General features: G+C 62.0%; 13 protein-coding genes and 1 pseudogene. 5 read left to right on the forward strand and 9 right to left on the reverse strand.

Annotated elements, in window-relative coordinates; genetic code table 11:
* From VMR39_RS09865 to VMR39_RS09875, 3 genes and pseudogenes are all read left to right on the forward strand, one after another.
* A pseudogene (locus VMR39_RS09865) lies at positions 1–141 on the forward strand (IS630 family transposase); the annotation flags it as partial.
* A 97-nt stretch (positions 142–238) separates the two neighbouring features.
* Positions 239–1051, forward strand: a complete 813-nt coding sequence (locus VMR39_RS09870; RefSeq protein ID WP_325415787.1) for an IclR family transcriptional regulator — start codon at positions 239–241, stop codon at positions 1049–1051.
* A 115-nt stretch (positions 1052–1166) separates the two neighbouring features.
* A complete protein-coding gene (locus VMR39_RS09875; protein ID WP_230588712.1) occupies positions 1167–2402 on the forward strand; it encodes an MFS transporter in 1236 nt (411 codons plus the stop codon).
* Positions 2403–2411: 9 nt separating this feature from the next.
* Here the strand turns inward: VMR39_RS09875 and VMR39_RS09880 are convergent, their stop codons facing one another.
* The 5 genes from VMR39_RS09880 to hpaH all read right to left on the reverse strand — a co-directional run bounded on the left by VMR39_RS09880 (position 2412) and on the right by hpaH (position 6464).
* Positions 2412–3194 (reverse strand): CoA transferase, encoded by a 783-nt coding sequence (locus VMR39_RS09880; RefSeq protein WP_037513063.1) that lies wholly within the window; start codon positions 3192–3194, stop codon positions 2412–2414.
* Positions 3195–3321: 127 nt separating this feature from the next.
* On the reverse strand, positions 3322–4371 hold the full coding sequence (locus VMR39_RS09885) for an IS110 family transposase (protein WP_325415788.1): 1050 nt from the start codon (positions 4369–4371) through the stop codon (positions 3322–3324).
* A complete protein-coding gene (locus tag VMR39_RS30460; protein WP_052076710.1) occupies positions 4341–4565 on the reverse strand; it encodes an IS110 family transposase in 225 nt (74 codons plus the stop codon). Before VMR39_RS30460 ends, VMR39_RS09885 begins: the two co-directional genes overlap by 31 nt.
* A 248-nt stretch (positions 4566–4813) precedes the next feature.
* The gene (locus tag VMR39_RS09890; RefSeq protein WP_230588710.1) at positions 4814–5554 is read right to left on the reverse strand and encodes an HpcH/HpaI aldolase family protein; all 741 of its coding nucleotides are present in this window, start codon (positions 5552–5554) and stop codon (positions 4814–4816) included.
* A gap of 61 nt (positions 5555–5615) precedes the next feature.
* On the reverse strand, positions 5616–6464 hold the full coding sequence (gene hpaH, locus VMR39_RS09895) for a 2-oxo-hept-4-ene-1,7-dioate hydratase (protein ID WP_037513059.1): 849 nt from the start codon (positions 6462–6464) through the stop codon (positions 5616–5618).
* Between the two features lie 148 nt (positions 6465–6612).
* Between hpaH and VMR39_RS09900 the strand changes: the two genes are divergently transcribed.
* Both VMR39_RS09900 and VMR39_RS09905 read left to right on the forward strand, forming a co-directional pair.
* Positions 6613–7473, forward strand: coding sequence for an alpha/beta fold hydrolase (locus tag VMR39_RS09900; protein WP_086494168.1), 861 nt, complete (start codon positions 6613–6615; stop codon positions 7471–7473).
* A gap of 48 nt (positions 7474–7521) precedes the next feature.
* The gene (locus VMR39_RS09905) at positions 7522–8106 is read left to right on the forward strand and encodes a TIGR02444 family protein (RefSeq protein WP_240511593.1); all 585 of its coding nucleotides are present in this window, start codon (positions 7522–7524) and stop codon (positions 8104–8106) included.
* Here the strand turns inward: VMR39_RS09905 and VMR39_RS09910 are convergent.
* From VMR39_RS09910 to VMR39_RS09925, 4 genes are all read right to left on the reverse strand, one after another.
* Positions 8090–8455 carry a c-type cytochrome gene (locus VMR39_RS09910; RefSeq protein ID WP_086494170.1) on the reverse strand — a complete coding sequence of 122 codons (366 nt, stop codon included), beginning with the start codon at positions 8453–8455 and terminating at the stop codon, positions 8090–8092. The genes VMR39_RS09905 and VMR39_RS09910 overlap by 17 nt on opposite strands.
* Before the next feature lie 32 nt (positions 8456–8487).
* Positions 8488–9954, reverse strand: coding sequence for an FAD-binding oxidoreductase (locus VMR39_RS09915; protein ID WP_086494171.1), 1467 nt, complete (start codon positions 9952–9954; stop codon positions 8488–8490).
* An 18-nt stretch (positions 9955–9972) separates the two neighbouring features.
* Entirely contained in the window at positions 9973–10197 is a 225-nt protein-coding gene (locus VMR39_RS09920) for a non-oxidative hydroxyarylic acid decarboxylases subunit D (protein ID WP_037513049.1), read from the reverse strand.
* Positions 10194–11181: UbiD family decarboxylase (locus tag VMR39_RS09925; RefSeq protein ID WP_325415789.1), on the reverse strand; the 988-nt coding region annotated here is incomplete at its 5' end. The genes VMR39_RS09920 and VMR39_RS09925, both read right to left, overlap by 4 nt.

The raw sequence follows: 11181 nt of genomic DNA on the forward strand, positions 1-11181 counted from the left end.
GTCATCGACCTCCAGGCCGCCATCAACCGCTTCCTCGCCGAGCACAACCAGCAGCCCAAGCCCTTCACCTGGGCCGCCGATCCCGACAAAATCATCGCCGCCGTCAAGCGCGGGCACCAAGCGTTAGATTCCATCCACTAGGGGCTATCCAATAGGCGGTTGCGAAACCGTGGCTCGCACCCTAGCATGGCATTAGGGAAAACTGTCTATTTTCAGATGAACAGGTCAAAAATTGAGTATGACAAAACCCGATGCATATAAAGTGTCCAGCGTCGATATTCCGGAGGTTGTTAGCCGAAGGAAATCAATTCAATCCGTAGAAATTGGTGCAAGGGTGCTACTTTCTCTATTGAAAACAGATCCTGGTGGATCTTTTCTTCGCGATGTTGCGTACCATTCTGGGCTGTCCCGCAGTCAAGCACACCGATATTTGCTTGCCTTCGTCAATGCCGGAATGGTAGAGCAGGATGCGTCCAGCGGCCGGTATTCACTTGGTACCCTTGCGGTACGCTTGGGGCTAGGGGCGATTGCAACGCTCGATCCAGTGCGAATCGCCACAAGACACCTTGAGGGACTGCTGAATGAGTTGCAAACGACCGGGTTACTCAGCGTTTGGGGCGACTATGGGCCGACGGTAATTCGCTGGATTGACGGTGGCATCCCACTATTCACTTCAATGCATGTTGGATCCACTTTGCCGTTGCAAGCCTCCTCCACCGGCAGTCTTTTCCTAACCCATTGCCCACCTGCGCAGACTAGAGAGCGCATCGAGAGGGAAAGAGCCAAGGGGATAATCGTTAAAGATGCCGATCTGTCCAAGGAAATCCAATCTGTGCGCAAACTTGGATATGCGAGAACATGCGGCTCGGTAGTGCCAGGTCTTGCAGCGGTGTCAGTGCCGGTTTTCGACTCGCAGAATAGCTTGGCCGCGACGATGAGCGTTCTTGCTCGTTCACAGGACAAGACCTATTTCAGCGAGGCAAAGATCGCACGAATTATGGAGGCGGCGCGGCTGGCGAGCGAAGCGATCGGTTGGCCCGGCTCAACTTGAGCTTGTGTACCACCTTTTGCAATGCACTGCACAGTGAGAGCGGCACACCTTGAACTCTTGCTCGCTTGTTGCGGATAGATGACGCTCCGTGGTAGATTCAGGAGAGCAGGGTTAGATGAACCTCGAAAATCCTGCGGCTGGACCCCGCAGTGGTCGCCGGGAATTCATTGCCATGATGGCGATGATACAGGCGCTCCAGTCGCTTGCCTTCACCTCGCTGCTGCCGGCTCTCGGACATATCGCTGCCGATTTTGAGGTTGCCCAATCGAACCAGCGCCAACTGATCATCAGCGTTTTCCTGATCAGTTCGGGATTGAGTTCGCTGATACCTGGAACAATCTCCGATCGCTACGGGCGCAAACCAGTCCTGCTCGGCTACATGGCGTTGTTCGTCATCGTCAATGCGGTTTCGGCGTTGGTGCGCGACTTCCATGTGCTTCTGGCGCTGCGCGCGATATTGGGGTTCGCATCGTCCGGGCTGACGGTGCTGCCGCTGGCGATCATCCGCGATCGCTACGAAGGTGCCGGCATGGCCAAGCTGCAGGCGGTGGTGGCGATGCTGTTCATGGCGGTGCCGACTTTCGCGCCCAGCCTGGGCTATGCGATTCTCGAGCTCGCGGGATGGCGGGCGATCTTCCTGGTGATCGGTGCTTTGGCGCTGGCGGTCACGGGCTGGTTCCTGCTCAGATTGGAAGAAACCAACCCGAAGCAGAACCGGCAGTCGCAGCGCTCGGGCAACTTGCTGGGCAATGTTGCAACGGTGCTCGGGAACCGGATGTCGATCGGCTATGTCATTGGCATGTCCTTGATTTTCGGCGGGCACTTCGGGTTCATCAACAGTTCGCAGCAACTGATCGGCGAGCATTTCGGGGCAGGCTCGGCCTATCCGCTGATCTTCGGCTCGATGGCGGCGACCATGGCGCTGGCCAGCCTGGTCAATTCGGCGATCGTCGAGCGCTTTGGCACCCGGCGGATCGGCCATGCCGCAATTTTCTGCCACCTTGCGGCATCGGTGGGACAATTGCTCCTGGCCTCAGCTCCCGGCGAAACCCTGGTCCAGTTTGTCGTCCTCATGTCTCTCAACATGTGCCTGCTGATTACCGTCTTCGTCAATTTCACTGCAATTGCCTTGCAGCCTTTCGGGCATATTGCCGGCGCGGCCGCATCGGTTCAGGCATTCTTCCGGCTGGTTCTGGGGGCAGGGTTGGGCGGCCTGATAGGTTATGTCTACGATGGCACACCGCGGCCGCTCGCGATTGCGCTGGTCTTGGTCGGGTCGCTGACCTTGGCCCTTGTGCTTTATAGCGAACGGGGTAAGCTGTTCCAGCGCCTCAATCCGTCGAGCCGATAGGCGCTTGCCTCAGGACGAGGTTAATGGCTCCTCAACCGTTTCGGGGATGCCGGGCGCCGCAATATCCGAGACCATCCGCACCCCGTCGATCACGATCGGACTGGCGACCCCGGTTCGCTGGTCGCGCGTGATTGCCATGCCCCGCGCGATAACCTGCGGGTTGGCGAAGACATCGTCGAGTTCGTTGATCGGACCCGCCGGAACGCCGGCGTCCTCGAGCGCGTCGGCCAGCTCCTGCCGGGTCCAGGTTGCAGTCAGCGCTTCGAGCGCGGCCAGCAAGACCTCGCGGTTGCGAACCCGGCCTGGGTTGGTGGGAAAGCGGGCATCGCTATCAAGCCCGACGCCGAGCACCCGGCAGAGGCTGGCGAACTGGCCATCGTTGCCCACTGCGATGACCAGATCCCCGACGCTGGTCGGTAAGGCCTGATAGGGTACCAGATTTGCGTGGCCGTTGCCGACCCGGCGCGGCACGGTGCCCGAGGTCATCCAGTTCAGCGCCTGGTTCGCCATGACGCTTACCTGAGTATCGAGCAGGGTCATGTCGATATGGGCGTTCAGTCCGGTTTCGTGCTGCCGGTTGATTGCGGTGGAGTGGTAATAGGCTGGGCCGAGGTTTTCGCCGCTGTCCGAGACGACAAATGGCGGGCCCCGGTGGCGGGTATCATCGCCGCTGACCGGGCGTTCGATCTTGATCACTTCGGCGCCAAGATCGGCCAGCAGCTGTCCGCACCATGGACCGGCCAGGATCCGGGCCAGCTCCAGCACGCGAACCCCGCTCAGCGGCTTGGCCATGCCACCGGCGGGGGGGACTCCCCACCATTTGACAAGTGTTGAGTTGCGCGGCGGTCCGCTTCGCGCAGCCGTAGGCTACGCTGCGCGGACCACCGCGCAACGGCTCGCTTCTGGAGAGATGAGGCGGTCAATCAGCTCTTCGGGCGAGGGACGGATCGAAGGCGGTTTGAGAGACCAGCATCTTGCAAGCGACAGCGATCAACCAATCGGCGACAGATCGCAATGCGCGTGCATGACCGTGTCCACGGGCACGAAGCGCAGCATATTTTTCTCGGCTCCTGGGGTCGTGTTGAACGGCGACACGAGCCCAGTGATCGACAGCGTTGCGCAGTCGTCCCTGGACCGCCTGCCGCATCAGGACCTCACGCTTCTTCCCGGATCGCTTGGTAATAGGCGCGACGCCAGACAGGCATCGCAAAGCATGATAATCTCGTCGCCGCAGAGCATCGGAAGCCTCTGCGAGCAGCGTGGCGAGAACGATTCTTCCGACGCCCGGCAAGGTTCGCAGGATCGCCACGTCACGCTGCTCCCCGAGCTGTGGTCCAGAGGGTTCCACCGGGACTGAAAGGGCTACTGTCAGCCTGTCGAGTTGAAGCTCTGCGGATGCGATCTGGTAATTGACCAGATCCAGTCGGGCAGCGACGGTTTCAAGTTGGCCCGTTGCGGCTGCAACAGTACCGGCCGCTACGGGGACCGGGATGGTGCGCAACATTTCGAGCACCTGTCGGCCATGCAAACGCCGGCTGCGGTATCGCTTAAGGAGTCTGGCGATGGTCGCTTCATGGACACGGGCAACCTTGGCCGGCGTCGGCACCAGCCGCCATAAAGCGAGGAACCAGGGCGCCGCGATGTCCTGCGACACTTCGAGCAATTGAGGATAATAGCGCCAAAGCAACTCACGCACGCGATGACCCAGGCGCGTACGGTCAAGGTGCAACTCGTCCAGGATACGCGACCATTCTCTCAATTCGACGAGCAGGGGATCGAGCGTGAGCAGCGGCCGAAAGCAATGCGCGTCCGTTCGCAAGGCATCCGCCAGCACCATCGCGTCCCGGCTGTCGTCCTTTGCGCCCGCTGGAGAAAAGCGATCGCGAAAGCGATCCAGCTGTTTGGGATTGATGGCATAGACATGGAATCCGCGTTCCATCAGGCTTTCGACGACCGGACCGTGCGGCACCTCGATCGCGACATGAATATGATCGGGAACCCATCGGTCGCCGCCAGTATCCAGGTCGCGAGTTCCGTCAAACCCGCACCGCCATGCTCAAAGCTGCGTTCGCCGAGCTTGGAGCCATCGGCATCCGTCAATCGAACCTGGTGCGCCTGCGAGGCCCAGTCGACGCCCACAAACCATCGTCTTTCCTGATCCATAACTGTTACTCCCTTCCAGTCGGGGCCAGCCGCGATCTTCGTCTTTCCCTGTATTGGCGTTCACGACGCTTACTCCCTACGGGACGTCATCGCGGCCACCAACCGAGGCACAGGTCCCCCCCAGGTGCTCAAGGCGCAGGGGGGCGAATGGTTGCTCCCGGCAGGCTGGCCCGTCCGCAGCTTACAGCTTGACGGGCCTCAACGAGATACAGGGGGGAGGCGTCTGCCATCCGATCGTCGGCATCGTTTCAGTCCTCTGCTTGCCCGGCGATCCGGGCCGCCCATTCCTTGGCCATGTCGCCGGCCGCCTTAGCCAGCGCGAAGGCATCGATCCCGACCGCGATGAAGCGCGCTCCGCCATCGAGGAATTGCTGCACCAGGCGCTGGTCGCGCGACAGGATGCCGCAAGGTTTGCCGGTTGCCCGGATTCGGGCCAGAGCGCCCGCGGTCACTTCGTACAGCGCGGCGAAATTGCTTTCGCCCAGCAGACCCAGCGACGCGGCCAGATCGACCGGGCCGACGAACAGCGCATCGATGCCGTCGACGGAGGCGATCGCCTCGATGTTTTCCAGCGCCAGCGCGGTCTCGATCTGGACGATGATGCACAGCCGCCGGTTGGCATCGGCGACATAGGCCGGGTAGCGCCCCCAGCGCGCGGCCCGGGCACCGCCGATACCGCGCTCGCCTTGCGGTGGATAGCGCGCAGCCTTGACCATCGCCGCAGCCTGTTCTGCGGTTTCGACCATCGGCACCATGATCGTCTGGGCGCCGAGATCGAGAATTTGGCGGATCGCGATCGGATCGTCGCTCGGAACGCGCACGACCGCCGAGCAGGGCGGATTGGCGTCCACCGCGCGGAGCTGATCGGCGATGCCCGGCAAGGTCTGGGCGCCGTGCTCGGCATCCACCAGCACCCAGTCGTAGCCAAGCCCGGTGCAGATTTCGGCGATGTTCGGGCTTGCCAGCGCGAGCCAGAAGCCGAGCTGCACCGGGCCTTCGCCCAGGCCTTGCTTGAAGCGGTTCGCAGGAGTTTTCATCTGCGCGGCTGCCTCAAACGAACCGGAAACCGATCGCGCCCATCGGCCCGAAATCGGCGTTGAAAACGTCGCCCGGCCGCGCTTCGACCGGACGGGTGAACGAGCCGCCCAGGACGACTTCGCCGGGTTCCAGCGCCTGCCCCCAAGGCGCCAGCCGGTTGGCCAGCCAGGCAATGCCATTGGCGGGGTTGTTGAGCACGCCCGCCGCGATCCCGGTTTCCTCGACCACCGCGTTGCGGCTCAGCATCGCGCCAATCCAGCGCATGTCGACCTTGTCGGGCCGCATCGGCAGGCCGCCGACGATGATGCCGGCGTTGGCCGCATTGTCGCTGATCGTGTCCTGCACCTTGCGGCGGGCGCCGGTTTCGGCATCCACCACTGTCGTTCGGCTGTCGATGATTTCAACCGAAGGGATGACATATTCGGTTGCCCGCAGGACGTCGAACACGGTGACATTCGGGCCTTCGATCCGGCGGGCCAGGACAAAGGCCAGTTCGACCTCGACCTTGGGGGTGATGAAACGGTCGCAAGGGATGTCGCCGCCCTGTTCGAACACCATGTCGTCGAGCAAGGTGCCATAATCCGGCTCGGTGATGCCTGCGACCTGCTGCATGGCGCGCGAGGTGAGGCCGATCTTGTGGCCATGGACCGTCCGCCCGCGCGCGAGCTTGAGATCGACCCATTGCTTACTGATCCGATAGCCATCGGCAATCGTCATGTCCGGATAGCGGGCGGTGAACTGGCGGATTGGCTTGCGGTTCTGCTCGGCGGCATCGAGTTCCCGCGCGAGCTCCGCGACTAGAGCAGGATCAAGCGTTGGTTGCGATTGACCGGATCGAGCGCCGCGATTCGGGCTTGTCATATCCTCTCCCTGATCCTCAAGCATTATGCCAAATGCATTGCACAATAACGAATGGTCGTCTACCACATCCTGCGCCTCCCAACGACCCCTGCCTTGATCGCAAAGGCGGCGGCGAATAGGCACAAGAGCAAACCTGCGGAGATAGAGGATGACCATCGACACAAGCGTGCGGGAAGAAAGGATTACGGGGCGAGGCCTGACTTCGCATACCCTTCTGGCCGGCGATCCGAGCAAGCCGGCGGTGCTGCTGCTGCACGGGGCAGGACCGGGAGCCCATGCCGGATCGAACTGGCTGCACCTGATGCCCGACCTGGCGGAAAACTTCTTCGTGATCGCACCGGACCTGATCGGCTTCGGACAGTCGGTCATCCCCGAACCCTGGCCCGACAATGTCATGGCCTGGATCGGTACACGGGTGGACCAGTGCTTCGGGCTGCTGGACACGCTGGGCATCGATAAAGCCCATGTCGTTGGCAATTCGATGGGCGGTGCGCTGACCCTGCAGATGATGAGCGAGGAGCCTGACCGGATCGACCGGGTGGTGCTGATGGGCTCGATCGGTGCGCCGGGCCCGAAGACGCCCGAACTGGTGCGGCTGCTGTCGTTCTATTCCGATCCGCGGCCCTCGCGCTATCGCCAGCTGATGCACAGTTTCGCCTATGACCCCGACAAGTTCGAAGGCATGGAAGAAATCGTCAACAACCGCTACAAGATCGCCACCGATCCCGAGATCATGAAGACCGCGGTCAAGATGATCGATTCGATGAAGCAGGGCGTCGATACGCTCAACATGCCGCCGTCGATCCTGTGCAAGCTGCCGCACAAGGTGCTGATCTTCCATGGCCGGCAGGATCGCATCGTTCCGCTCGATACCAGCCTCTACCTGATCGAACACCTCAAACATGCCGAGCTCTACGTGCTCGATCGCTCCGGCCACTGGTCGCAGCTCGAACGCTGGGACGTGATGCGGCCGATGCTGGAGATTCACTTCGGCGCGCGTTCGTTCTGAGCGCAGCCGGCAGCATAGGCACCGGGGGCTTGCGTTGCAGAGCAGGGCTTGGCAACCAAGGAAGTGAAAGGGTGGTCAGGCGAATTGTCTGACCACCCTTTCCGTTCGAAGGTGCCGCGCATGAATGAATCAGCAACCGATGCCAAAGCCTTCTGGGCGTTTTCGCTCGAGGTCTATGCCAAACCGCAGGTGGCGGAACTGTGCATTGCCCTGCAGGACGAATACGGTTTCGACGTCAACCTGCTGCTGCTGGGCCTGTGGGTGGCGGAGACGCAGCGGAAGGCGCTTGATGCCGAAGGGATTTGTGAGCTGCGCGAAGCCGTCGCGCCGCTCAACGACAACCTGGTGCATCCGCTGCGCTGGGCGAGGCGCTGGGCCAAGCCCTCCGATCGCGTTGCGGAAACTGCGCAACACAAGATTTACGGGGCTCTCAAGCAGGTCGAACTAGAGGCCGAACGACTTGTCCAGATGGCGCTGGTGGAAGCATCAAGGCCAGGTTTGACGCAGGGCGATGAAATGTCAACGCCTCAAGCCGCGGCGAGTGCGAGCCTGGAGCGATACCGGCAGTCGATCGAAGCGCCCGATGCAGCCGTCGCGCCGCTTGTTCAGCTGATGGTCAGGGCGCTGCCTTAGCCGGCATTGCCGGGGTCTGCGCGGGCGGTTTCGCATCCTTGATATAGGCATAGATTTCCGCGATCTCGTCGTCGCTCAGTTCGGTCGGGCGGAATGGCGGCATTTCGATCAGACCCTGACGAACCACGGTCTTCAGATAGTCGAGTTCGAGGTCCTTGCGGCCGATCAATGCCGGGACCGGCCGGCCCAGTTGGTCGAGCAACATCGTGGCAGGATGGCCGGGACCAGGATTATGGCATCCTGCGCAGTTCAACGCATAATTCTCAGCACCATCGGGTTTAACTGAATTCGGTGACGTTTTGCAGGCACCGAGCATGGCAACGAGTGAGAGGATAGCCAGCTTGTTCATTTTGTCTCCAACTCCGATAATCGCGGGGCGGCTCAGGCGGATGCGAACAGGCCCGCGGGGTCGAGCGCCTTCTTGATCCGTTCATGCAGGAGTGAGAGTCCCCTGGTTTCGAACGTCTTGTCGACCGCTGCGCGCATTCCGGGTTCGGCGATCGCCTGCCCGAAACCGGCTTCGGCCTGTGCCGCGATCAGCGCAGCGGCGCATCCGCGGGCGTGGGCGGCACTTTCGACCTGCGCCGTCGAAAAAGGCAGAATCTGGCGATGATTGGCCGAACGCCAGATCGCGACGGTTTCGCCGAGATAGTCGAATTCGTGCTTGGCGCAGATGTCGCGCGACAGTTCGTAGAGCCGCATGGCCTCCTCACCATCTACGGGGCTCACCGGGTTGGCGGCAACCGCCTGATCGCCGCTCCATGCCGGAACGAATGCTGGCGCATCGGCCACCACGCCGGTCATGGCGCCAATACGCCACGCCCACAGGCGGGGATCGATGCCCTTGCCGTCGGCTATCACCCGAGCACCGGAAATCGACGAAAACGCCCCCTTGACCATATCCCACAGGATCGGGACATTGCCTGGCAAGCCATAGAGCGCGCCGTAGAGATTCCAGTGGCCCAGGCCCAGCGCCTCGCCCGCAGCGGTTACCGCGCTGGCCGCCATAGGCCCCTTGCCATCATAGTCGCCGCGCTTCTTGCCGAGCAGGGCGGCTTCGTGCAGCGCGCTGCCGACCGCGACGCCATTGGCCACGACCATGTTGAGCTTGAGCGGCCCGAGCACGTCGAGCAGATCGGCCAGCTGGTCTTCCTTGGGCACGGTCACCATGAAGGTCTGGTGGGCTGGCGGTTGCGGCATCATCCACATGCCGACCTTAGTCGGCACCGCGAAATCCGACTGCGTGAACAGGCCATCGACCCAGGGGCCGTAGCCGAACTTGAACAGTTGCCAGCAGGTGCTCTTGGGCATGGCGCCCATGCCCGTCCGCACAAGCTTTCCGTCCGCGAGCATGACCTCAAGCCCGCACTGCATCAGGAAGTGATCGGAGTAGGGGGTGTAGCCGGGCTGACGATGGACGAAGCTTGCGGCCACACTGGCGTCGGGGTTGCCGCCATGGTCGATCCACAGCTTGATGCCCTTTTCCTTGATATGGGCATCGAGCTGGCGGAAGGTCACCCCCGGTTCGACCAGGCAATAGGCCAGCTCCTCGTTCACCTCGAGAATTGCGTTCATGCGCTGGAGGTCGAAGATGATGACCTTGTCCAGCCCTGCCTTTTCGAGGCCGTGGGCGCCGTTGCACACGGGTTGCAGCACACCGCCGGCGGTTCGCGCCGCCTCCAGCGCCTTGGCGAGCTGGGTTTCATCCGCCGGCAAGACTATGCCAAGCGGTGCCGCGCCGCTGATTGCAAAGCGGGCCAGCCCCTGAGGGGTGCGATCGACTGCCGCGGCGCCGATCGCAGCTTCCACCGCGGTCAGCGCGGCCATCTGGCGAGCTTGGTCTGTCATGGGTCCTGTTCCGCCTGTCTATTGCTGGAGAATCTTCACGTAACGATCGAGATTGGCTGCATCGACGGCGAAGTGCGCCGAACGAATCCCGATGCCGATGGCGCTGTCCGGTTCGCTGTCGCGCCACGAAAAGCAGCAAGTCGGGCAACGGTGGATGGTCCACACCACCTTGCCGCCTTCCTTGCCTTGATAGTCAGCGAGGGCGCCGCCGGTCGCGCAGCGCGGACAGACCGTCTTGCTCATTGCAAAGCTCCCAGTTGCATGGCCCGGATCTTCTTGCTCAGCTCGTCAATGTCCGGCCCGGTCGGAGGGGTGACCAGATGCGCTTCGCCGACGGGGTCGGGGGGCAGGTAGCTGGTCGCGTCGATGATCAGGCGATGACCCTTGCCGGGAACGACGGCCGAAGGATCGATCGGGACCGCCGGCATGTTGGGCAGGACGATGATGTCGTCGGCGCGGGTGCGGGTGGAAAGCGCCCACATCACCTGGTTGAGATCGAAAGGATCGACATCGGCATCGACCATGATCAGGTTCTTGAGATACATCACGCCGTGCGGAGTGCTCAGCGCGCGCAGCGCGACGGTCTTGGCAAAGCCCGCCATCCGGTTCTTGACCGAAATGATTCCGGTCAGCCCGTGCTGGTACAGCGCGTTGACCGCGGTGACTTCCGGAAAATTCTGGCGCAGCTGCGCATAGATCGGGGCTGAGGTATGCAGGCCGATCAGGGTATCGTGTTCGGTCCAGCCGCGGCCGATATAGATGTTCTCGAAAATCGGGTTCTTGCGGTGCGAGATGGCCGTCACTTTGAAGATCGGCGCCTTGCGGACCCCGCTGTAGGAACCGGGAAACTCGCCGAACGGACCTTCCAGGACCCGTTCGCCCAGTTGCATTTCGGCTTCGATCACTATCTCGCTGTCGGCGAGGATGTCGATGCCATTGCCCGACTTGGTCAGCCGGATCGGCGCGCCCATCATCGCCGAGGCATAGGAATATTCCGATTCTTCATAACCGATCGGTGTCGCCGCGAACACCGCCAGCCCCGGATGGTTGCCCAGCATGACCGCGATCTTGAGCGGCAGGCCGGTACGTTCGGCCGCCATGATCTGCCGGCCCATGTCGTGCGACGGGATGGTCATCAGGGTGAAGCTGTCGGGACCTTGCAGTTGCAGCCGGTAGATGCCGACGTTCTGCTTGCCGAAATTGTCTAGGTCTTCCGGATCGCGCGAC

It is taken from the genome of Sphingobium sp. (assembly GCF_035511395.1).
GTDB lineage: Bacteria > Pseudomonadota > Alphaproteobacteria > Sphingomonadales > Sphingomonadaceae > Sphingobium.

Bases quoted from the DNA above. Each gene is read 5' to 3' on its own strand.
- VMR39_RS09910 (WP_086494170.1), bottom strand. From the start codon at position 8,455: ATGAACAAGCTGGCTATCCTCTCACTCGTTGCCATGCTCGGTGCCTGC.
- VMR39_RS30460 (WP_052076710.1), bottom strand. From the start codon at position 4,565: ATGGATCAGGAAAGACGATGGTTTGTGGGCGTCGACTGGGCCTCGCAG.
- VMR39_RS09900 (WP_086494168.1), top strand. From the start codon at position 6,613: ATGACCATCGACACAAGCGTGCGGGAAGAAAGGATTACGGGGCGAGGC.
- hpaH (WP_037513059.1), bottom strand. From the start codon at position 6,464: ATGACAAGCCCGAATCGCGGCGCTCGATCCGGTCAATCGCAACCAACG.
- VMR39_RS09880 (WP_037513063.1), bottom strand. From the start codon at position 3,194: ATGGCCAAGCCGCTGAGCGGGGTTCGCGTGCTGGAGCTGGCCCGGATC.
- VMR39_RS09920 (WP_037513049.1), bottom strand. From the start codon at position 10,197: ATGAGCAAGACGGTCTGTCCGCGCTGCGCGACCGGCGGCGCCCTCGCT.
- VMR39_RS09915 (WP_086494171.1), bottom strand. From the start codon at position 9,954: ATGACAGACCAAGCTCGCCAGATGGCCGCGCTGACCGCGGTGGAAGCT.
- VMR39_RS09870 (WP_325415787.1), top strand. From the start codon at position 239: ATGACAAAACCCGATGCATATAAAGTGTCCAGCGTCGATATTCCGGAG.
- VMR39_RS09875 (WP_230588712.1), top strand. From the start codon at position 1,167: ATGAACCTCGAAAATCCTGCGGCTGGACCCCGCAGTGGTCGCCGGGAA.